General features: G+C 44.8%; 18 protein-coding genes. 13 read left to right on the top strand and 5 right to left on the bottom strand.

All coding sequences use genetic code 11. From position 1 onward, the window contains the following. Nucleotides 1-119 precede the first annotated feature (119 nt). From H065_RS0107840 to H065_RS0107820, 5 genes are all read left to right on the top strand, one after another. The gene (locus H065_RS0107840; RefSeq protein WP_017812485.1) at nt 120-1,253 is read left to right on the top strand and encodes a PP2C family protein-serine/threonine phosphatase; all 1,134 of its coding nucleotides are present in this window, start codon (nt 120-122) and stop codon (nt 1,251-1,253) included. A gap of 22 nt (nt 1,254-1,275) precedes the next feature. Continuing rightward, on the top strand, nt 1,276-3,399 hold the full coding sequence (locus H065_RS0107835; RefSeq protein ID WP_193746763.1) for a FapA family protein: 2,124 nt from the start codon (nt 1,276-1,278) through the stop codon (nt 3,397-3,399). 1 nt (nt 3,400) lies between these two features. Further along, nucleotides 3,401-3,712, top strand: coding sequence for an STAS domain-containing protein (locus tag H065_RS0107830; protein WP_017812483.1), 312 nt, complete (start codon nt 3,401-3,403; stop codon nt 3,710-3,712). Then, nucleotides 3,713-5,773 (top strand): HD domain-containing phosphohydrolase, encoded by a 2,061-nt coding sequence (locus H065_RS25500; RefSeq protein ID WP_017812482.1) that lies wholly within the window; start codon nt 3,713-3,715, stop codon nt 5,771-5,773. Between the two features lie 200 nt (nt 5,774-5,973). Then, nucleotides 5,974-7,116 carry a PP2C family protein-serine/threonine phosphatase gene (locus H065_RS0107820; RefSeq protein WP_017812481.1) on the top strand — a complete coding sequence of 381 codons (1,143 nt, stop codon included), beginning with the start codon at nt 5,974-5,976 and terminating at the stop codon, nt 7,114-7,116. Between the two features lie 128 nt (nt 7,117-7,244). Here H065_RS0107820 and H065_RS0107815 read toward each other — a convergent pair whose 3' ends face one another. The 5 genes from H065_RS0107815 to H065_RS0107795 form a co-directional block, all read right to left on the bottom strand. Beyond that, entirely contained in the window at nt 7,245-8,684 is a 1,440-nt protein-coding gene (locus H065_RS0107815; protein WP_017812480.1) for a 6-phospho-beta-glucosidase, read from the bottom strand. Between the two features lie 354 nt (nt 8,685-9,038). Then, on the bottom strand, nt 9,039-9,329 hold the full coding sequence (locus H065_RS0107810) for a YxcD family protein (RefSeq protein ID WP_026136098.1): 291 nt from the start codon (nt 9,327-9,329) through the stop codon (nt 9,039-9,041). Nucleotides 9,330-9,334: 5 nt separating this feature from the next. Continuing rightward, nucleotides 9,335-9,778, bottom strand: coding sequence for a hypothetical protein (locus tag H065_RS0107805; protein WP_017812478.1), 444 nt, complete (start codon nt 9,776-9,778; stop codon nt 9,335-9,337). Nucleotides 9,779-9,903: 125 nt separating this feature from the next. Next, on the bottom strand, nt 9,904-10,467 hold the full coding sequence (locus tag H065_RS0107800; RefSeq protein WP_017812477.1) for a PadR family transcriptional regulator: 564 nt from the start codon (nt 10,465-10,467) through the stop codon (nt 9,904-9,906). Nucleotides 10,468-10,769: 302 nt separating this feature from the next. Next, entirely contained in the window at nt 10,770-11,348 is a 579-nt protein-coding gene (locus H065_RS0107795; protein WP_017812476.1) for a beta-class carbonic anhydrase, read from the bottom strand. A gap of 277 nt (nt 11,349-11,625) precedes the next feature. Between H065_RS0107795 and H065_RS0107790 the strand changes: the two genes are divergently transcribed. The 8 genes from H065_RS0107790 (at nt 11,626) to mutS (ending at nt 23,776) form a co-directional block, all read left to right on the top strand. After that, on the top strand, nt 11,626-13,143 hold the full coding sequence (locus H065_RS0107790; RefSeq protein ID WP_017812475.1) for a carboxypeptidase M32: 1,518 nt from the start codon (nt 11,626-11,628) through the stop codon (nt 13,141-13,143). Between the two features lie 435 nt (nt 13,144-13,578). Further along, nucleotides 13,579-14,553 (top strand): aromatic acid exporter family protein, encoded by a 975-nt coding sequence (locus H065_RS0107785; protein ID WP_017812474.1) that lies wholly within the window; start codon nt 13,579-13,581, stop codon nt 14,551-14,553. 192 nt (nt 14,554-14,745) lie between these two features. Then, nucleotides 14,746-15,777 carry an ABC transporter ATP-binding protein gene (locus H065_RS0107780; RefSeq protein WP_017812473.1) on the top strand — a complete coding sequence of 344 codons (1,032 nt, stop codon included), beginning with the start codon at nt 14,746-14,748 and terminating at the stop codon, nt 15,775-15,777. Then, a complete protein-coding gene (locus tag H065_RS0107775) occupies nt 15,755-16,681 on the top strand; it encodes an ABC transporter ATP-binding protein (RefSeq protein ID WP_017812472.1) in 927 nt (308 codons plus the stop codon). Before H065_RS0107780 ends, H065_RS0107775 begins: the two co-directional genes overlap by 23 nt. Nucleotides 16,682-16,700: 19 nt before the next feature. Then, nucleotides 16,701-17,669 carry an oligopeptide ABC transporter permease gene (opp4B, locus tag H065_RS0107770; RefSeq protein ID WP_017812471.1) on the top strand — a complete coding sequence of 323 codons (969 nt, stop codon included), beginning with the start codon at nt 16,701-16,703 and terminating at the stop codon, nt 17,667-17,669. A 72-nt stretch (nt 17,670-17,741) separates the two neighbouring features. Then, on the top strand, nt 17,742-18,641 hold the full coding sequence (locus tag H065_RS0107765) for an ABC transporter permease (protein WP_026136097.1): 900 nt from the start codon (nt 17,742-17,744) through the stop codon (nt 18,639-18,641). 35 nt (nt 18,642-18,676) lie between these two features. After that, complete coding sequence (gene opp4A / locus H065_RS0107760; RefSeq protein ID WP_017812469.1) at nt 18,677-20,476, top strand: oligopeptide ABC transporter substrate-binding protein; 1,800 nt, start codon at nt 18,677-18,679, stop codon at nt 20,474-20,476. Between the two features lie 456 nt (nt 20,477-20,932). After that, nucleotides 20,933-23,776, top strand: coding sequence for a DNA mismatch repair protein MutS (mutS, locus tag H065_RS0107755; protein ID WP_017812468.1), 2,844 nt, complete (start codon nt 20,933-20,935; stop codon nt 23,774-23,776). Nucleotides 23,777-23,832 lie beyond the last annotated feature (56 nt).

Genomic DNA, 23,832 nt, shown 5'->3' with positions numbered 1-23,832 from the left:
CTTTACAAAGGGTACAGTTTAGAATATCACATTCTGCTGCAGCCTTTTTTATACTTTATATTACATAACAGCCACTTTATGACGATGAATAAATATACTGACTTTAAGGGAGCGGTCTTATGAGCGGCATACTGGTTGTAGACGATTCCCGGTTAAATATCGCTTATCTGACAAATGTACTTCAGACAGCAGGATACGAAGACATCCAGTCGGCCTATTCGGCGCAGGAAGCCTACACCATTCTCGGGATTCATAATGGACAGCCACCGCGCAAGCCCGCTTCGGTTGACCTGATTCTGCTGGATATTGTTATGCCGGATATTGATGGAATCGAAGCCTGCACAATGATCAAAAGTTTGGCTGTTTACCAGGATCTGCCGATCATTTTCCTTACAGCGGATCGTGTTCATTTTCGTGAAGCCTTCAGTGCAGGGGGAATGGATTTTATCGAAAAAGGCGGACCGGACTATGAGCTGTTAACCCGTGTACAATCCGCACTAAAGCTCAAAAAAGAAATGGACGCCCGTAAAGCCTGGGAAGAGAAAGTACAGACCGACTTGCAGCTGGCTAAACATCTGCAGCGAAGTGTACTGACACCGCCGCTGACCGAACCGGGAATTCACATCCACAGCTGGTATATGCAGTCATCCGAAGTATCCGGTGACATGTTTTACTGGAAAATGTTAAATCCCGACCAATATGGAGTGCTGTTGATCGATGTCTCCGGACACGGCATCCCGGCTGCGCTAATCAGCATGTCGATCCGTTCGCTGCTCGATGGCATTGTCGGACTATACCGCAAGCCACGGGAAGTATGTGCAGAGCTTAATCGACAGATGCGGCATCTGTTTGGCAAAAGCAGGCGTACTGCCTATTTTACAGCCATTTACTTATTTATTGATAGAAACAAACAGGAAATTGAATATTTCAATGCCGGTCATCCACCAGGCTTGCTGCTGATGCAGGATGGATCTCCGATCAAATTGAGTGGTACTACCGTACCGATCGGTATCAAGCAGGATATGAAACTGGATACGGTTACAGTCACATACGATACACCTACACGAATTGTACTCTACACGGATGGATTGGTAGAACGTCCGGGACTGTCTATCCATACCGGCATTGAGAAGCTGGAGCAGTATGCGCAAAGTCTGCATTATCTGGATAATGAAGCCTTTGTTGGCAAGCTGGAACGTCTGAACCGCCAGCGTGATGATGATATTTGCATATTGTCGATTGAACTGGAGTAATACAGGAATGGAGGAGAAGCATATGGAACGAAGTGTGATTTCCAAGGGCAAAACGGTAGAACAGGCAGTAGAACGGGCACTGGCACTGCTGGAAGTCAGTAAAAAAGAGGTGAGTATTGAGATCATCGATAACGAGAGCCGTGGCTTCCTCGGGCTAAATGCCAGACCAGCTGTAGTTCGTGTCAGCCTTCTTCCTATCGGTATACCGGAAATGGCAGCTCCATATTCTTCTGTCAATACTCCTGCTACAGTGACCTCAACCGACAGACGTGCAGTGGGAGTGCTGGGTCAAAGTACAGTAGCCGAATCTACAGCGGTAGTTACTTTACCAGCGGAAGAGTCTGGTCATGATTCTCTTGGACCCACTCCAATAGCAGACGAGGGCAAGATATGGATCGCAGAGGGACAGATTGCCATGCATATTCCAGACGGAGCCAGCCTGCCCATGATTGATGCATTTAAAAGTGGAGATATATTGATCAATGGGACAGCACTACTAGCTGGTCAATCGGCCGCAGTAAGCGGCGAAGATGTGATCGATATCCGGCTTGCAGGTGAATCCAAAGATTCCACATGGCAGTTGGATATCGATAATGACGGAATGAAAGCTTCTCTGCAGATCGAGCCAGGTTATCATATTACACGTACGTTAATGGATACAGAACCCAATCCCCGGCTTATGCTGCGTGTTGCCCAGAACAAGAAACCGGCTGCTATTGATCCGCAAGAGATATATCAGCAGCTGCGCGCGAAAGAGATTACCTTCGGCATGGATTCTTCCATGATCGAATTGGCATGTCGTGCGGAGAAAGCCGGTCGATTTGTTATTGCATCTGGACAACCTGTTATACATGGACAAGATGGTATATTTGAGCTTCAGACTGATGCAGCTGCCCGCAAAGTGCAGCCAAAGCTGCGGGAGAACGGTACGATTGATTACCGGGAGACCAGAGAGTTTCCTTCTATTCTGGAAGGAGAACGGATTGGTACTATTATACCGTCGCAACCGGGTATAGATGGCAGGGATATTTACGGTAAAGTCATTTTGGCACCTGTTGTGCATGACATTCAGATTATACCAGGCAAAGATGTACAGCTGTCCGAAGATGGACGAGATGCATTCGCACTCAAATCGGGTATGCCCAGCCAGACCCGGCAGGGACATTACGTCAAACTTTCCATGATTCCAAAGCTTATGCATAGCGGAGATGTTAATCTGGCGACAGGCAATATTCATTTCCGCGGTGATGTCGAGATCAGTGGTGCTGTACAGGATACGATGGAAGTAGAAGCCGAAGGCAATATTCGCGTTCGCGGGAATATTAATATGGCTCAGATTATGGCTGGCGATTCACTGATTGTCCATGCGAATGTACTCAGCAGCCGTATCATTGTGGGACAGCTGCAGCTTTTCTACGGACAGATGGCGCCGATGCTAATTTATGTACGCGAGCAGTTGGAACTGATGAAACAGGCTGTTCACCAAGTGAGCAGTGCCTCTGCCTTCAAAATCAATGACTTAGATCAGACTGGACTGGCACCATTATTCCAGGTTCTATTTCAGGGACGTTTCAAATGGATGATGGAGCAGCTGGAACGTCTGCTTCGGCTGGAAGAACAGTATCAATCTGCATTAAAAGAAGAATGGACCCGATATTTTCAGGAAATTCGCAATGGGTTTATGAATAAAGAGAATAGTACATTCCGTACAGCAGAAGATCTGGAGAGCTTTATCCGGCGTACCCACTATCTATACATTCTGGCTTCTGCTCCGGTAGTAGAGCGTAATTTTGCCAGACTGCATTTTGTTCAGAACAGTACAGTTCGCTGCGGCGGAGATGTAATTGTGGAAAAAGGGGCCTATAATGCCCATTTGCATTGTGAAGGTACACTCGAATCAACCGGAACGCTGCGAGGCGGGACTTATTTTGCAGCAGAAGGCATGGTTTTGCAGGAAGCTGGTTCTCCCGGTACAGGAACGACAAAGCTTCACGTGGATGCCAAAGCACGAATCAAAGCGGCTCGGATATTGGCAGGAACGACGATCCAGATCGGGGAACGGATTCATCAGTGTATGGAAGATGTAGAGCATCTGGAGGTTTGGCTGAATAGTAATGATCAGATCGTATGGAAAGGGAGGGAATAGCATGTTTACGTATCGTCTCGAATTAACCGGGCAGCAGATCACCGTCTATTGTGAAGGGGATATTGATATTGATGCTGGAGATACTTTTGAGGAACAGCTGGAACCGGAACTTGCAGAAGCATCCAGCGTTATCCTAAATCTGGGAGCTGTACAGTTTGTAGATTCATCGGGTATTGGACTGTTGATCAAGCTGGTGCAAGATCTGCAAGAGCAGGAACGCCAGGTATGGATTGAGCAGACACAACCGGAAGTAATGGAGGTATTCCAACTGCTACAGCTGGATGAGATTCTGGGCAAGGATACTTTTCGTTAAATGAAAGAGAAAAATGTCTATACGATCCCGCTCAGCCTACTGGGGATTGCCAGTCTGCTATATATGGGACTGGAAGGCAGCGGTAGTCTGGTTCATATCTTGCCCCTACTGCTGCTGATTGCCATACTGGATCTGTTCCCGGTCCGTCTGCTGAGCGGGGAGGAGTACAGCGGCAGTCTGGCTGGCTTTCTGATTTTGCTGCTGGCTTATGGACCGGTACCGGCTCTTTATGGGATTTTAATAAGTAATATGGTCAGCCATTTGCGCAGTGCAGATTTTATCTGGCGAAAGTTCAATATATTCCGGCTGCTGTCAACTCAAGGGAAATATAGTATATGCCTCTATGCTGCACATATGATAATGGAGCGTCTGGACGGCACCTCGATTTATGTGCAGGCTGGAGCAGGTGCTTTGACTTTTAGCCTGCTGTATATGCTACTGGCAGCCATAGTGAAGAAGACGATTAGTGGTATCCCGCTGCTTAACAATCTGGTGATTAAATGCAAGGAAATTGCAGTTCCTGTCGTACTCTGTACCATTATTGTTCCTCATTTTCTGGTGCACCTGTCACTGAATTATATGGTTTATGAGACGATTTATATTTTGCTTTTTCTGATGCTTATTATTTTTTTCTCGTATGGTTATATTCGTCAGGTCAGACTTCGCCGCCGGGGTGCAGAAGAATTTATTCGCATTGGAGAAATGCGCATTTCCAATCGGATGGAAGGACATGGTCATAATGTAGGCATTATCTGCGAGCATGTACTGGAGCTATTGGGATATCCCAAAAAAAGACGTGTGGATCTGATCAATATGGCAGCCATACATGATATCGGTAAAATGATGCTGCCGCTGGACATCTTGACCAAGCGGGGTGCCAGATCACTCAGCGAAGAGCAGCAGTATCAGTCTCATCCTGTGCACAGCTCCAAGATTGTGCTTAACGTCAGCGGAGACAAAAAAATGTCGGATTGGATTCTTCACCATCATGAACGATACGATGGCAAAGGGTATCCGGATGGGCTGAAGGAAAAGCAGATTCCGTATGAATCCAGAATTATTCATATGTGCGATCAACTCGAATATTTGATGCGTCATTTTGAGCAGGATGAGGAAGTCATTCGGCGGCTGGAAAATATGTCCCATAAGGAACTGGATCCAGAACTGGTCAGCCATATTCATACAGGCACGGTTGCCGGGTTAAGGCAGTATATGGTGTATATTGAGACACCGGGGGCAACAGAACTCACCTCTGTCATTGAGCCGGACAAGCAGCAGCATCGGGAATTATCCAGTATTACGGGAGGAACACGATTGCTGAAGTATATGGGTACTGGCAGCTTGCAAAGGCATGAGGATCTACCGTCTACCGTTGTCTATGATTTGGAGATACTGGCTGCGCGCGCCCTCGTATTATCAGAAAGTTTTTACGAAGTACTGGTCAGCCAAGGAAATACGTACGAAGCTCACTTCTATCCGGAGAGCGACTGGGTGGCTGTTGTGCTTAATGATATTACACCTGCACTTCAATATCGTGAAGATATGCACCTGCATACACTGCGTGCTTACAGAGACGTGATTCGGACTTTGTCCCACAGCAAGATTGATATCTGTCTGAAGTCCGAGGAGATTGTAGGGGAGCTGGGTGAGTGGATAGATGAGATGGAAGTTAATACACGTGCCGATGTTGCTTCCAGTCGTACACTGGTCGTTCAGCATATTCCGGAGGATTTTCGGCTGGAGCATTCCAAAAAGGTGATGAGTATCAAGCTGGCTGTCTCGGAAGCTGTGACCAATTTGATCAAACACGCTGAAGAAGGCAAAGTGGCTGTTTATCAAAAAAGTGGCTGTTATCAAATTTATATTACCGATCATGGATCAGGTATTCCGTTGCATGAACTGCCCAAAACGATTCTGATTTCGGGTTATAGCAGTAAAAGCTCATTGGGCAAAGGGTTTGCATTGATGTATGCTTCTGCAGACCGGATTATGCTGCATACGAGTCCGGAAGGCACAGCTATTTTGCTGGAATTCAACGAAATTCTGGAACAGGCCATTTGATTATTCGACTGCAGAATGATCAAATGGCTTATTTGTTGTTCATCATTTCTTAAGGCTATGAGGATCGTGATTTCCTTTTGGATTTCGGGATTTTGCTAACTGCTGTATTGGATATATTATTTAAGATTCTTACTTACTGGCTATTACATAATCAGGCAGTTTTGACGAAAAATAAGTATACTGACTTCGGAGGAGAGCTAATGAGCAGCATATTAATTGTTGATGATTCCAAATTGAATGTAGCATTTATGGAGAACGTACTGAGAACTGCGGGATATGAAGATGTACAAAAAGCAACCTCAGCAGAGGAAGCTTACCAGATTCTAGGAATTTATAATAATCAGCCACCACGCAAAGCCGCGTCGGTCGATCTGATTTTGCTGGATATTGTTATGCCGGAGATCGATGGTATTCAGGCCTGTACTTTTATCAAAAGTCTGCCGGTCTATCAGGATCTGCCGATTATTTTTCTGACTGCAGACCGTGTTCATTTCAAAGAAGCATTTGGTGCGGGCGGGATGGACTTTATTGAAAAAGGTGGTCCCGACTATGAACTGCTGGCTCGTGTACAATCTGCTATTCGTCTGAAAAAGGAAATGGATTCCCGTAAAGCTTGGGAAGAAAAAGTACAAAAAGATCTGCAGCTTGCCAAACATCTACAAAACAGTGTGCTGACTCCTCCGCTAATCGAACCGGGTATTCAGATTCATAGCAGTTATTTCCAATCCTCGGAAGTATCGGGAGATATGTTTTACTGGAAAATGTTCAACAATCGTCAATGCGGTGTACTGCTGATCGATGTACCTGGCAGTGGTATCGCTGCTGCGCTAATCAGCATGTCCATCCGTTCACTGCTGGATGGCATTGTTGGGATGTACCGCAAGCCCAAGGAAGTATGTGCCGAATTGAACCGTCAAATGCGTATGCTGTTTGGTAAAACGCGTCGAACTGCTTATTTTACAGCAATTTATATGCTGATTGACCTGGACAAGAAACAGGTGGAATACTTCAATGCCGGTCATACACCGGGCATGCTGCTTGCCAGCGATGGGCCGGGAGCAAGACTGAATGTCACAACAGATCCGGTTGGTATGAATGAAAATGTTAATGTAAACACGCAGACACTGGAATATGACGATGCTACACGGATCGTTCTATATACCAATGGGTTGATATCCCGTCCGGGTAGTAATCCCAAAGTAGTAATCGGTGAATTGGAGCAGTATGCACACAGCCTGCTGGACATCGATAACGAGAAATTCCTGACCAAATTAGCTCGCCTAAGCCGTAATCAGGAAGATCTGTGTATCGTATCCATTAACCTGGATCGCACTGCAGAATAATAAGCTATATACAAGACAAACGACTGCTCTCGTATGATAACGAGACAGTCGTTTTTTTGTTGACTATTTTGTGAAATCGCCTGCTTTATGTGCCAGTTTTTTCGGCTAAATAGGATGGGATGGATAGATTACAGCTCCAGATCAGAGCCGTTGGAAGCAATAACCTTTTTGTACCAGTCAAAGCTCTTTTTACGACTGCGCTCCAAGGAACCATTGCCTTCATTATCACGATCAGTATAAATATAACCATAGCGTTTGCGCATTTCACCGGAAGAAGCGCTGACAATATCAATCGGCCCCCAGCTGGTATAACCGATAATTTCTACGCCATCCTCAATTGCTTCACGCATCTCGGCGAGATGATGCTGCAGATAATCGATTCGGTAATCGTCCTGTATGATGCCATCATCAGCCGGTTCATCTGCAGCGCCCAATCCATTTTCCACTACAAATAATGGTTTCTGGTAACGGTCATGCAGCTGATTAGCTGTGATGCGGAATCCTTTTGGATCAATAGTCCATCCCCATTCGGATGCGCTCAAATACGGATTGGACACCGAACCAAATACATTGCCTGCAGTCATATTTTTGATCACTTCCGGATCGGTACTGGTTGTACGACTGGAATAGTAACTGAATCCGATATAATCCACAGTATTGCTTTTTAGAATTTCGGCATCTTCCGGTTCCATCACAATATCCAGCTGATGATCGCGGAAGAATCGGCGTGCATAACCCGGGTATTCTCCGCGGGACTGAACATCGATAAAGAAGTAGGATTCGCGATCTTTTTCCATACCCTGGTACACATCCTCGGGATTACAGGTATACGGATAAAAGCTGCCGGCAGCCAGCATACAACCGATCTGTGCATCCGGAATCAGCTCATGACAAGCTTTGACAGCCAGTGCACTGGCAACGAGCTGATGATGGGCAGCCTGATACTGAATCTGTTTCACATTATCGCCTTCTTTGAATACAAGACCAGCCCCGAGGAAAGGAAGATGCAGCAGCATATTAATCTCGTTAAACGTCATCCAGTATTTCACTTTGTCCCGGTAGCGTTCCAGTACAGTACGTGCATAAGTCTCAAACAATCCAACCAGCTTGCGATTGCGCCAACTTTCATATTTCTCGATCAGATGTACTGGTACATCAAAATGAGCCAGAGTTACAACCGGCTGGATATTATAGTTGAGTAATTCATCGAATAGACGATCATAAAAGGCAAGCCCAGCTTCATTCGGTACTGCATCTTCGCCGGTTGGGAAAATACGTGCCCAGGAGATCGATACCCGCAGCGCCTTGAAGCCCATTTCAGCAAACAATGCAATATCTTCGGCATATCGATGATAAAAATCGATGGCTTCATGTGCCGGATAAAATTCTCCCGGCTGCGGAGTAAGGGACTCAATATACCCTCGCATCATATCGAATCTTTTCTTGCCTGTAGGCAGAAGATCGACTACAGTCAGTCCTTTACCATCTTCAAGGTAAGCGCCTTCAGCCTGATTTGCGGCAATAGCGCCACCCCACAAAAAGTTCTCTGGAAATTGTAGTGTTGTCATCGTTTTTCTCCTTTCGAATATATATAGAGTAGAGAGAGTTTGGGCAAATAAAAAACCTGAATCCTCCTGACAGCTCGTAAAAGCCGACAAAAGAATCCAGGTTATGCCCAACAGGTAACATCCCTGATCCATATTCATTTTCAATAAAACTCTAACAATCCTTATCCATAATGTCAATAAGAAAGCGTTTCATCTTTTATATGATCTTTGGTATTCACAAGAACAAGAGAGACAAAAATCCTGCTATTGGCTCTTCATATCATCTGCCCTGCATAACAAAAGCCCCTTCACCTACCAGAAGGTAGAGTAGAGGGGCTCATGAGAAACTATATTATGCTGGAAGTAATAAATTACTTAATTGTCGTGAATAATAGCCTGAATCTCTTCTACGTCATCGTTGATAATCAACTCAACCTGTTCCCGGAATACTCTCGCGTTGTATTCAGAGAACATATAACGCAGAATCGCTTCAATGAGATTGCTTTCAATCAGGTACTGACTGCGACCTTGCGCCCAGACCTCTGCTGTATAGCCTGTATCTTCTTCCCAGGCGAGCTGAACCGTTACGTCCGTCGGCTGAATGCCTTTACGTTCGGCGATATTCAGACATACTGCATTGATAATCTCATCCATGCTAAGCCGCATTGTCATTAACGTCTGTTGTAAGGGTCAGCGGATTTCTTACGCTGACGGATCATACGATAGATGCCGCGAGCTGCAATAAAGAGTACATAGATAGCAATCAGGTTAATCAGCAGGCCCATGAAGTTGCCCATAAAGCCCATGTTAGCGAACATGCTGCCGAATAGCATACCGGCCAGACCGCCGACCATCATGCCTGTAAAGAAGTTACCGCCACTGAAAAATCCGCGTTTGCCATTAGTAGCTGCTGTACTGCGGTTATTGGTAGTAGAGCGGTTGGTACTGTTAACGCTCCCGCTGTTATTATCCGCACGGTTCGGTGTATTGGTATATGATTTTGGCTGGGATTTGAATCCGCCGCCACCACGTCTTGCATCTGCATCACTGGCAAAAACGCCAAGGGATGCGAAAACGACTGTAAATGCCATGAAGATCATAAGCACTTTTTTCATTATGTCCATTATCCCCCTAGTTGGTAGTGTGTGTTTGGTTATTCTTACCGTAATACGTAATTACGATCGACCGGTTTCAGAATTTCCAGATAAATTTAAAATAAATTCGGTGGAGTAGATGGACCTTAGTGATGCTGGGGTTCGGAAGACACTTCCGGTGGAGCCGCATTTTTCAGCATATCGATTACCCATGTTGTCCATTCCATATTCGATCTTGCCGTTCCCAGAGCTTTTTGACGCAAAATATACAATCCAAAATCTTGAGAACCAAATTGATGGCTTTCGTCAGGCATTTTGTGAATTGCCTGTTCGAAATAATGAATTTGTTCCTGATAAAAAATAGATCTTTTGCGGAACAGGGCGAGTGCCGTGTCTTTGTCTGTAATCCACAGACAGAATGCTTTGAGCACCAGCTCATCCCGTGTGACCGGTTCACTGGCAGGCATTTGCATCCATTCATGCAGACGCTGTTCACCCAGTGGAGTGATCGCGTAGATTTTTTTGTCCGGTTTATCAGTTTGTTTTACCCATTCTGCAGTTAACAGTTGTTGCTCTTCCATACGTGAGAGCAGTGGGTAAATCTGACTGTGCTTGGCTTGCCAGAAAGGCTGAATTCTGAGCATCAGGTCATATCCGGATGAACGTTTGCGTGCAAGTAGTGCAAGTAAACCATACGATAGCGTATTCATAAGCAGTCTCTCCTATCTCTAAAACAGCGAATCGGCCGATTTAAAATAAAGTGTACACTACAACTGTATGCTTTCGCAAGAAACCGACGAACAAAATAGAAGAAAGCATACAAAAGTAAGTACACATCAGACAAAAAATAGTCATATTTAAGCTTACGGATGAAAAAGAAAAAAGATTCATTCCTTTTAAATAAATATATACAGTAGGTAAAAAAATAGCCCGGATGAATTCATCCGGGCTTTAGCAGTAAATCGGGTTGTGCTAATTCCTCATTATGTAAGGAGCCGGCTCACGATTTCTGCTACAATGATGTCTCTTGTTGGGAGTACCCATTCACGAGCAATTCCAATTGACCTGTTGCGGGGTCAATGATCATGCCGTGTACTGGTACATGGGGGGGAAGTAATGGATGATTCTTAATAATCTCCACACTGTTTATTACCCCTTGCTTTTCATTACCAAACCCTTGCAACCAACTTTTTAAATCAATTCCAGAATGTTCCAGTGTTGACAATACAGTTGGTGAAACACCACGTTCTTTGATTTCGTTAATCATATGATCGGCATTGAGTGCAGCCATCCCGCAGCCATGATGACCTACAACGATTACTTCCTCCGCCTGAAGCTCATAGAGCCCTACCAGCACGCTGCGCATAACACTTCCATAAGGATGGGAGATAACAGCACCGGCATTTTTGATGATTTTGGCATCGCCATTACGAATATTCATTGCTTTGGGCAGCAATTCGGTAAGACGAGTATCCATGCAAGTTAGAATAACGAGCTTTTTATCAGGAAAAGGGCTTGAACGATAAGCTTCATATTCTTTGGTCTGAACGAACTTTTCGTTGTGCTGCAAAATATTTGTAACTGAATCCATTGTAATTCCTCCTCATTAAGAACCTTAGATGGTGAACCTGGAAGCTTGGAATCATTAATCATCTGCTATCAGCGCATGATAATTTTTTTCATTACTTTTCCTGGACAACCATGTATTATTTTCTCATGTAAACGAGTAGATTTTACACCAATTTGCTCAGTCTGTAAATGTCTTGATTCCAAAATATTAAATTATGTAACATTGATTATACGGTTTGAAAAACGTATCATCAAGATGGATAAAGTTACAAAATACAAATAACGAGGTGGACCCGATCATGGAACAAAATGTAGAACAGGTATTAAGCTCATTCCGTCAGCTGGTCCGCAAGATCAGCAGCTATCATGAAGCACTTGGCCTGCTGGGCTGGGATCTGCGTACTGGCGCTCCGCGCAAAGGTGCAGAGATGCGTGCAGATACGATCGGGATGCTCTCAACAGAAGTATTCAAGCTCTCCATATCCGAAGAAATGGGCGGGTATATTGATTTTCTGTCTCGTTCGGACGTATTCGATCAGTTAAGTGATATCGATCAACGCTCTGTAACTGAATGCCGCAAGGAATATGAGCGCAGTCAAAAAGTACCACCTGAAAAAATTCAGAAATACTCCAGTCTGACGACACATGCCCAGACGGTATGGGAAGAAGCCAAACATAATAACGACTTCAAGGGCTTTGAACCAATGCTGGCAGAAATCGTGGAGATGAATCGCGAATTTATTGATTATTGGGGTGTGAAAGACACTCGCTATGATACATTGCTCGACATGTATGAGCCGGACATGACAGTAGCCAAGCTGGATGCTGTATTTGACCGTTTAAAATCCCGTCTCGTTCCCTTGTTGCAAAAAATTCAGGAATCCAGCGACAAGCCCGATAATTCATTCCTCAAGCAGGAATATGACCTGAAAAAGCAGGAGGAAATCGGTTTGTTCCTGTTGGAGCAGATGGGTTATGATTTCCAGGCAGGACGTCTGGATGAGAGTGAGCATCCTTTTGCAACAGGACTCAATCCGGGGGATGTGCGTATTACCACGCATTATTATCCGGAAGATCTGATGAGCGCTATTTTTAGCTCTCTGCACGAGGGCGGTCATGCGCTGTATGAACAGAATATCTCGGCAGACCTGGTAGGTACGCCACTGGCAACGGGGACGTCAATGGGGATCCATGAATCCCAATCCCGCTTTTGGGAAAATGTTGTAGGCCGGAGCCGTGTATTCTGGGATCATTATTATGATAAGCTGCAATCCTTGTTCCCCAAGCAGTTGTCTGGTGTAACCAAAGAACAGTTCTATCGTGCTGCCAATGTAGTAGAGAACTCGTTGATCCGTATTGAAGCGGATGAGCTGACTTATAATCTGCACATTATTGTTCGTTATGAAATCGAGAAAATGATTTTCAACGAGAATCTGGCTGTTGCCGATCTTCCACAAGTATGGAACAGCAAATACGAACAATATCTGGGTATTACGCCGCCAAATGATGCACAAGGTATTCTGCAGGATGTACATTGGTCCGGCGGCGACTTTGGTTACTTTGCTTCGTATTCGCTAGGGAATATGTATGCGGCCCAGATCACTCAGACTATGCGCAAAGAGCTACCTCAGTTTGAGGATTGGATTGCGGCAGGTAATCTGCTGCCGATCAAGGACTGGTTAAGCGACAAAATTTACCGTTATGGCAAGAGCAGAACACCATCCGAATTGATTATGGCCATTACTGGTGAAGAGCTTAATCCCGATTATCTGGCTGATTATCTGGAGCAGAAATATACAGAGATTTATAAGCTTTAATCATCCAATTTTTAGGTGTAAATGTATTAATTTATAATAATCATCTCTATATTATAGTAGGAAAAAATCAGAAACATCGATTCTTTTCCTAAAGTCAATAGGTCTGACTATTGAGTATGGTTTCATTGAATATGTAACTAATTACCTATCGATTTCGAATGAAAAGTTTGAATAGAGATGTGGATTTAACTAGAGACCCATATCTATGGCAAAGCCTTTCTCTCACAGTTATGCAGGTGTGAGGGAAAGGCTTTTGCTCCTATATCCACATTGTAGGATGCGATGAAATCAAGTAGGATAGATGTTATATGAATTTGGATAAATATCATCTGGGTAAAGTAGGTCATTCGGCTATGCAGGATACCCTTTTAACAGATGTATTATAAATAAATAGATAAATACTACTAAGAGAAGAGTGTAAGGAGAGAACAACCGATGGGCTTTCGCGTGATCAAGACTGCCATTGCTGCACTGCTGGCTGTTGTTGCAGCAAGCACGCTGGGAATCAGCAGCGCAATGTCGGCGGCACTGCTCGCCATACTGGGAGTAGATGTTACACGCAAACGCAGCCTTCAGACCATATCAGCCCGTTTTTTTGCATCGTTGATTGGAATGGTATGTGCGTTTGTTTTATTTTCTATTTTTGGATTTCAGCACTGGGTATTTGCATTATACATTTTGCTGGCTTTTCCGATTATCACGCGTGCAGGATTCAGCGGAGGGATTGTAACCAGTTCGGTGATTGTCGTCCATATTTATAACGGTGGGTTGTTAACAGCCCATGCGATGCTCGTTGAAGTGGAACTGCTACTGATTGGACTCGGATCGGCGGCTATTGTCAATCTGGTATACATGCCAAATCCGTATAAACGTCTGAATGCTATTCGCCGCGAAGTGAATGAGCTGCTATCCCAGATGTTTGAACAGATTGCCCGTACTTTGCACGAGCCTGCCTATGTATGGGATGGAGAAGAAGTGATTCAGGCGACTGCCAAAGTCGAACAGGGGCATACAGCGGCCAAGCGTGAGCTTGAGAATCAGATGCTGCATCCCGATGAATCGTGGATTGTGTACTTTTATATGCGCAAGCAGCATCTGGACTCTATTCAGAATATGATGCAGCTGGTTGCCCAGGTATACAGCAAGATGCCTCAGGGAGATCAGGCTGCCCAGATCTTCGAACAGCTGGCACAGGATGTCAAAACGCCTTATTACACAGGCAAGACAGAAAAGCTGCTTTTACAATTCGAAGAAGATTTCAGTAAAACGAGGTTACCGGTTACACGTGAAGAATTCGAAGTATATTCCGCTATTTTACAGCTGTGCAGGGAGCTGGAACAGTATCTCAAAATTTCTAAGCGGGATAAAGCAAGAAACCCCTTGCTAACTCAGGATAATAAGGTAAAATAAGGATAACGCTATAGGCATAAGCTATCACCTTTATTACATTTGGTGATAGCTTTTTTGCTAAAAACTTTCATCCGTTTTGGTAAAAAGTTAAATTTTATTGACCTGTGGAAGATTATGAATATAAAATGATAACAATCTTATGAGGAATGTTTACATTGCGTTAAAGTTTGAGATGAGGGGGCAACCAGAATTTTGAATACAGAACCGGTATTACAAATCAAAGATCTGACGGTGTCTTTCCGCATTAAGGATGAGTATTATCCAGCTGTTGACCAGCTTGATTTAACCATCAACAAAAATGAAGTTTTGGCTATCGTAGGTGAATCGGGTTGTGGAAAAAGCGCCTTGGCACTTTCTCTGACACGACTGCACGATACCAAAAATACACGGATTGATGGAGGACTCATTTTTAAGGGTCAGGATCTGAACAAGCTGTCACCTGGACAGATGAACAAAATTCGCGGCTCGGAGATTGGTATGATTTTTCAGGATCCATTAACGGCACTTAATCCGCTAATGACAATCGGCAGGCAGATTGAAGAGAATCTGGATTATCATACAACCTTGTCCAAAAAGGAAAAAACCAAACGCATTTATGAATTGCTGGAACATGTAAACATTACGAATCCAGAACGTGTATACAACCAGTATCCACATGAATTGTCCGGAGGTATGCGTCAACGTGTCATGATTGCTATCGCGATTGCCTGTCGTCCTTCGTTGATTATTGCCGATGAGCCAACAACTGCACTGGATGTAACGATTCAGTCCCAGATCCTGGATCTGCTGAAGCAGCTACAGGCGGAGACAGAAGCCGGTATTGTATTAATCACCCATGATCTGGGCGTTGTTGCCGAGATGGCGGATCGGGTAGTCGTTATGTATGCGGGAGAGGTTGTAGAGGTTGCCAGCGTAATGGATCTGTTCAACAATCCGATGCATCCGTATACACGCTCATTGCTGGCTTCGATGCCGGGCGCCAATGCGGGACAGGATCAACTCCATGTTATTCATGGACGCGTTCCATCCTTGCAAAATATTCCACGTGGTTCATGCCGATTCTCGGAACGTATTCCTTGGATTCCGCAGACGGCCCATGCACAGAACCCTCAGTTGGACGAAGTGAGTCCGGGACACTGGGTACGCTGCTCATGTTATCAGCATTTTCATTTTGAAGATGAAGGAAAGGGGCTTGTAATGGATGGCGTTGCTGGAGCTAAATAACCTCAAAGTGCATTATCCGATTCGCGGCGGCTTTTTCCAGCGTGTAGTGGATCACGTCAAGGCAGTAGACGGCGTGTCAATCCAGATCGAGCCTGGCACTACATATGGATTAGTTGGTGAATCGGGTTGTGGCAAAACAACAACCGGACGCGCGATTATCGGTTTGAACAAAATAACAGACGGAACGGTTACGTTTGAAGGTCAGGATCTGACCCGCATGGCCCACAAAAATCAACATCCGCTGCGCAGGGATATTCAGATGATCTTTCAGGATCCGTATTCTTCACTCAACGGTAGAAAAAGAGTTATGGATATTATTGCAGAGCCTTTGCGTAATTTTGAGAAGCTTAGTCCCGACGAAGAACGGCGTCGCGTTCAGAATCTGCTCGACCGAGTAGGATTGAATCCCGAGGCGGCTTTCAAATATCCGCATGAGTTTTCCGGGGGACAACGCCAGCGGATCGGAATTGCACGGGCGCTAACACTGAATCCCAAGCTAATCATCGCGGATGAACCGGTATCGGCACTGGATGTATCGGTACAGGCACAGGTACTTAACTTTATGAAAGAGATCCAAAAAGAATTCAATCTTACGTACCTGTTTATCAGTCATGACCTTGGTATTGTTCGTCATATGTGTGATGAGATCGGAATTATGTATCGTGGTCGCCTGGTTGAACAGGGAAATACGGATGACATTTACGAGAATCCACAGCATATTTATACCAAACGTCTGATTACAGCGATTCCAAACATAGACCCGGCCCAACGCCAGGAAAGTGCACGGACAAGACAGCAGATTATGGTGTCATATCAGCAGGACCTAAAAGAGCTTATGGATGCGGAGGGCAAGCCGCTGGCTTTGAAAACAATCAGCCCATCACATCAGGTAGCACTACCGTAACGTAAAGGGGATAACTATTATGTGGAAATTTACGCTTCGCCGTATCCTGATCATGATTCCCCAGCTGTTCGTGCTCAGTGTATTGATCTTTTTTGTAGCCAAAGCGATGCCGGGTGATGCGCTCAGTGGAGCTATTGAAGCCAATCCAAAGGTAAGCGCACAGGTTCTGGAAGAACAGCGTGAGAAGCTGGGACTAAATGATCCGGCCTGGGTACAATACGGCCGCTGGCTCGGTAATTTATTCCAGGGTGATCTTGGTAAATCCTATGTACATAAAGTAGGGGTAACCGATCTTATCGGAAGCAGACTGGCCAATACCTTTTATCTGGGTGTGGCGATTCTGATTCTGACTTATGTGATTTCGATTCCGCTGGGCATACTAAGCGGAAGGTATCAGAATACATTGCTTGATAAGACGATAACAGGTTATACCTATCTCAGTTTTGCGACTCCAATATTTATTTTTTCTCTACTCATGTTGTTCGTGTTTGGCTTCCGGCTCGGCTGGTTCCCAACAAGCGGAAGTGTGGATGTAGGCGTGCAGCCTGGTACATGGGCTTATGTTGTGAATAAGTTCTATCATCTGATCTTGCCGGCATGTGCAGGTGCGCTCGTTAGTACAACAGCGACAATCCAGTATCTGCGTAATGAAGTCATTGATACACGACTCAAGGATTTTGTAAAAACAGCACGTTCCAAAGGTGTACCGGAATCCAAAGTATATTCCCGTCATATCCTGCGTAACTCGCTGCTTCCGATTGCTGCTTTTCTGGGCTATGATCTGACGGCTGTACTGGCAGGCAATCTGTTTATTGAATCCATTTTCGGTTATCCGGGACTTGGTCAGCTGTTCTTGCAATCTATTACACAACGCGATTTCTCCGTTGTTACAGCGCTGGTTATGTTGTCTGGCCTGCTCGCGCTAATCGGTACTCTGTTATCTGATCTTATTCTGAGCTGGGTGGATCCGCGTATTCGAATGGGTTAAGACATACAGGTTAACCAGCGAATCTAACCATTCAATATCTGAATAAGAACGGAGGAAGAGACACATATGGGTATGCGTGTAGAGACTGTTGCACCTATCGAAACGATTCAAAAATCGCCTTCAAACTGGTCTATTCTGGGGCGAGAGCTGCTAAAAGACAAGATGGCGATTGGTTCACTGATCTTTCTGTTTTTGTTCCTGATTGGCATATACGGTTCGATTGCACTAATTAATCAGGATGAAGTAACCAAAATTGATCTGATGGCTATCCAGGCTGCTCCAAGTGCGGATCACTGGCTTGGAACCGATGATGCCGGACGTGATATTTTTGGTCAACTGGTAATTGGAGCACGTAACTCATTTACGATTGGCTTTATGATTACGATCTTGTCTGCGGCGATTGGACTGACGATTGGTCTGATTGCAGGATTTTTTGGTGGACTGGTAGATAATGTGATTATGCGTTTTATTGATTTTATTCTGGTACTTCCTTTCCTGATGCTGGTCATTGTTTTTGTGACCATTATTCCTAAATATGGAGTCTGGGAGTTTATCGCTATCATGACCGCTTTTCTCTGGGTCGGCAAAGCAAGATTGATTCGTGCCAAGGTGCTGGCGGAACGTGAACTGGACTATGTTCAGGCTTCCAAAACACTCGGCACGCCCAACTGGAAAATAATTACATTTGGGATATTGCCTAACCTTAGCTCTATTGTCATTGTTAACCTTACTCTGAATCTAGCCGGTAATATTGGTATTGAGACAGGGTTGTCTTACTTAGGTTTTGGTCTGCCTGATGGAACACCGAGTTTGGGTACATTGGTGAGCAGTGCAACCAACCCTGTAATATTGGAGCAATATTGGTGGATGTGGTTACCGGCATCGCTGCTGATTCTGGTTTTGATTTTGGCGATCAACTTTATTGGACAGGCACTTAAGCGTGCTACTGACGCCAAGCAGCGATTGGGATAATAAATTAGAGCTGTATATTCAAAGGAGGAAGGTTTATGTGGGGAAGTAAAAAGAAAAAATCAATATCCATTCTGTTGATGTCTATGGTTCTGGTATTATCTGCATGTAACAGTGGCGGCAATTCGGCTACACCAGCTGCAGATGCACCAAAAACGAATGAAAGTGTCAAGGAAACCGGTAAATTTGCCAGCAAGACTTCGAATAGTGCAGCATCTATTCAGGGTGGTATTCTGAACTATGGACTGGCTTCGGATACTCCTTTTGAAGGAATCTTGAACCCTACATTTTATGAAGGGAATCCTGATGCCAATGTAATGCAGTTTTTCTATCCTCCACTGTTTGCTACTGATAAAAACTTTGACATTATTGATGGCGGCGGAGCAAATATCAAGCTATCCAATGAAAATAAAACAGTTACAGTCACTATTAACGACAAGTTGAACTGGACAGATGGTAACCCGGTTACAGCAGAAGATTATGCTTTTGCTTTTGAAGTAATCGGTAATAAAGATTATGAAGGTGTTCGTTATGATGCGTTGATGATGAACATTGTTGGCATGGAAGATTACCATGCAGGCAAAGCCAAAACTATTTCAGGTATCAAAATCCTGAATGATAAAGAAGTACAGATCGACTTTATTACTGCTACACCTTCGGTTAAGTCTGGTCTATGGAGTTATCCGTTGGAGAAAAAAGTATTTGGAGACATGAAAATCGCCGATATGTCGGCATCTGATCCGGTACGTAAAAATCCAGTTGGTTATGGAGCTTTTAAAATTAAGTCCATGGTTACAGGTGAATCTGTGGAGTTTGAAGCCAATAAAGATTACTTCTTGGGTGCGCCAAAACTCGACGGTGTACATTTGAAAGTAGTAAATCCAAATGTTCTGATCGAATCTCTCAAAAAAGGCGAAGTGGATTATGTAGATGGTTTCCCTGTCAGCTTGTATGACGAGAAAACAAATCCTACAAATGTTGAATTCCTTGGTCGTCAGGAACTTGCTTATAGCTATCTAGGATTCAAATTAGGTAAATATGATAGTGCTAAAGGCGAAAGTGTAATGAATCCTAATGCCAAAATGGCAAACAAATCTCTGCGCCAAGCTATGGGTTATGCGATGAATAATGCGCAAGTAGGCGCGCAGTTGTATAAAGGATTGCGTACACCTGCTACATCATTGATCATCCCTGCCTTTACCAACTACTATGATTCCAGTCTGGCAGGTTATACCTATAATCCGGAAAAAGCAAAGCAACTCTTGGATGAAGCAGGTTATGTAGACAAAGACGGTGATGGACTGCGTGAAGATCCAAAAGGGCAACCGCTTGTGATTAACTATGCTGCTATGAGCGGTGATCCGGTATCGGAGCCAATAGCCAAATTCTATATGCAGAACTGGAAAGATGTAGGTCTGAATGTTCAGCTGATGAACGGACGCTTACAGGAATTCAATTCCTTCTATGATAATATTAAAGCAGACAACCCGGATATTGATATTTTCAGTGCTGCCTGGGGTACAGGAAGTGATATTGATCCATCGGGTCTGTATGGTCGTCAAGCAGCATTCAACTATTCCCGTTTCACTAGTGAAGATGCAGATAAGTTCCTGAAAGAAGGAACTTCACCAGAAGCATTTGATATTGAATTCCGCAAAAATGCTTACAAACAATGGCAGCAGCTGATGTTTGAAGAAGCTCCAGTTATCCCGACGTTATATCGTTATGAACTGCAAGCAGTTAACAAACGTGTTAAAAATCTGGATATTAGCTATGATGCAAGTTATGATACGCTGGCAAAAGTTGAACTGTCCGCTGACAAGCCAGTAACTCAATAATCCAGTATTTCAATTAAAGAAATAACAGTACAATCATAAGATTCAAGCAGAAAGGATCGGGAGCTAGGCTTCCCGGTCTTTTTTGCATTTCTGCGCTGGATCGGGCTGGTTGCTGAGTATTATTTTATATAAAAGAAACAGTGAGCTTTTGATATGAATTGCGAATAATAAATCAAAAAGTAATCATGGTAAATCGAAAAGTAATTTAAAAAAGCATTAATCTATTTGCATCACCACCGCTCTCATTTCATGAGTTCGGGAAGCGTAGAACTTTTTGGGTTCTTTCGTTATAATAGATAGACGAACACGCATTTGCATAGTCTGGCAGCCCGGTACCGGTGCAGTCTTACTATTTTAATAGTAGAAAAAGGTTAAACATATAGCACAACATAGCAATAGACAAACAGGTTCATTTCAGAATTCATACAGAAATACAGGTTGGTTTGGAGGGGCATAATGAGTCAATATACACCAATGATGCAGCAGTATCTGCAGATTAAACAGCAGGCTGAGGATGCATTTTTATTTTTCCGTCTCGGAGATTTTTATGAACTGTTTTTTGATGACGCCATTCTGGCTGCCAAAGAACTCGAGATTACGCTGACAGGCAAAAATGCCGGCGTACCGGAGCGGGTACCGATGTGTGGAGTACCTTATCATTCTGCAGAAAACTATATTCACCGTTTGATTGAGAAGGGCTACAAAGTCGCTATTTGTGAACAGGTAGAAGATCCCGCAACTGCCAAAGGGATCGTTAAACGCGAAATTATTCGGGTCGTAACTCCGGGTACCATGATGGAAAGTAAAGCACTGAGCGATAAGGCAAATAACTATATGGTCTGTATCACTGAACAGGAAGGTAAAATGTCTTTGGCTGCTTGTGATTTGTCCACCGGAGAACTGCATGTCACTTCGGCATTATCTTCACAGGAATGGCTGCGTGATGAGCTGGGATTATATGAGCCTTCCGAGATCATTGGACGGATTGACCTGATCGATGAGGTGTACAAGCAGGCTTCGCAGATGGGCCGTAAAGTGCTTTATACCGAGTGGGACAAATCGCGTGAAGAATTAGCGCGGCGCCAATTTGGGGAAGCGGTCTGGGCGAGGCTGGATGAGGAGCGGCAGGCTTGTATTGCGCTGTTGATTGCTTATCTGAGCGAGACACAGAAGCGTTCGTTGGGACAACTGACACATATTAATGCCTATGAACCAGAAAATTACATGATTCTTGATCCATTTACCCGTCGTAATCTGGAGTTGGTGGAGACGGTACGCGAGCGTTCCCGCAAAGGAACCCTGTTATGGCTGCTGGATCGCACAGAGACGCCAATGGGTGGACGTCTGCTACGCCGCTGGATTGATAAGCCGTTATTATCCCGCCGTCTGGTAGAGGAACGTCTGGAAGCGGTAGACAAGCTGCATCAAGGGTTTATTTTACGGGATGATCTGAGAGGTCAGCTCAAAGGGATCTACGATCTGGAACGTCTGGTTGGACGTATGGCTTTTGGGACGGCTAACGGCCGGGATATGCTTGCGCTGCGGGATTCATTGCTGCGTATTCCTGATCTGCGTCAGCTGTGTGAAGATTCACCATCCAGTACATTGCAGACGGTTGCAGCGCAAATGGATGCCTGCTCCGATCTTGCGGAAGCGATTGGTTCGGCGATTGTCGATGATCCACCGATCTCGGTACGGGATGGAGGATTGATCCGTCAAGGTTATCATGAGCATCTGGATGAGCTGCGTGAAGCAAGTGTGAATGGCAAGCAATGGATTGCTGAATTGGAAGCTGCAGAACGTCAGGCTACAGGCATCAAGTCGCTTAAAATCGGCTATAACAAAGTGTTTGGCTATTATATCGAAATTACACGTTCCAATCTGGGAACGCTGCCGGAAGGTCGTTACGAACGTAAGCAGACGCTGGCCAATGCCGAACGATTCGTCACTCCGGAACTGAAGGAAAAAGAAGCACTGATTCTGGAAGCTCAGGAGAAAATGGTCGATATCGAGTATGATTTGTTCACTGATCTGCGTACACGGGTATCCAATGAAATTGCCCGTCTAAAGTTACTGGCTGAGAAAGTGGCGGAGATCGATGTCTATCAGTCTTTTGCAACGGTCAGTGCCGAGCGTTCCTTTGTGAAGCCTGTATTGACAGATCGTTACGATCTAGTGATCGAAGATGGACGGCATCCGGTAGTGGAAGCGGTAATGGATCATGCGAGCTTTATTTCCAATAGTACGGACATCACTGAAGAAGAAGCCAATATTGTATTGATTACCGGACCGAATATGGCTGGTAAAAGTACCTATATGCGTCAGGTCGCTCTATTGTCGATCATGGCACAGATTGGCTGCTTTGTACCTGCGCGTCAGGCAGAAATCCCGATGATTGACCGAATCTTCACCCGGATCGGGGCAGCGGATGATCTGATTGGAGGCCAAAGTACCTTTATGGTGGAAATGGCGGATATCCAGGTCATGACCGAACGGGCTACGCGGCGCAGTCTCATTATTATTGATGAGTTGGGTCGCGGAACTTCAACGAGTGAAGGTATGGCGATTGCCCAGGCAGTTATTGAGTATGTTCATCATGAGATTGGCTGTAAAGCATTGGTATCGACGCATTTCCATGAGCTGGCTCATCTGGAGGAGACGCTGGAACATTTGCGTAACTTCTCGATGGCAGTCAAAGAAAGCGGCGACAAGGTACATTTCCTGCGCAAGCTGGTCCCTGGTGCAGCCGGTAGCAGTTATGGCATTTATTGTGCCCAACTGGCCGGATTGCCAGGCAGCATTATCGACCGGGCCAATCTGCTGCTGGATCGAATGGAACAGGCGGCTACGATCACAGTCGTAGCGGATGACAACAACGCTGAACTTGCTGGTGCTAAAGCAGTAACCCTACAGAATACCAAAGAACAAACTTCACAATCAGCCGAAAAAGCAGCTTCTTCGGAAAAGACAGATTCCGTACAAGAATCGGCCTCAAGCTATCTTTATGAAGAACGTCGTTCGCCAGCTGGAGAAGGAGTACCTGTACTGGCAGTTGGCAGTTTCTCTCCGGAAGATACAGACCAATCTAGAGTCAGAGCCCAGCAGAGTACTGGCAGTCAGCAGGAAATTGTACAACTGTCTATTTTCGAAGAGGAAGAAATTCCTCAGCCGGTGAAAATAAAAGAAGATCCGGTAGCCCGTCAAATTGTCCACCAGATTCAGAGTGCGGATCTGATGAATATGACACCGCTGCAAGCAATGCAGCTGCTGAATGAACTGAAAATGAAAACGATGCGTTAAATCGTCTATAGATAACAAATACAGAATGAATATTATAGTGAATACAACATCCAGAT

It is taken from the genome of Paenibacillus shenyangensis (assembly GCF_000346635.1).
In the GTDB taxonomy this organism is placed as follows: Bacteria; Bacillota; Bacilli; order Paenibacillales; family Paenibacillaceae; genus Saccharibacillus; species Saccharibacillus dauci.
Note: the sequence above shows the minus strand (reverse complement) of the source record. Positions and strands in the feature narration are given on the sequence as shown.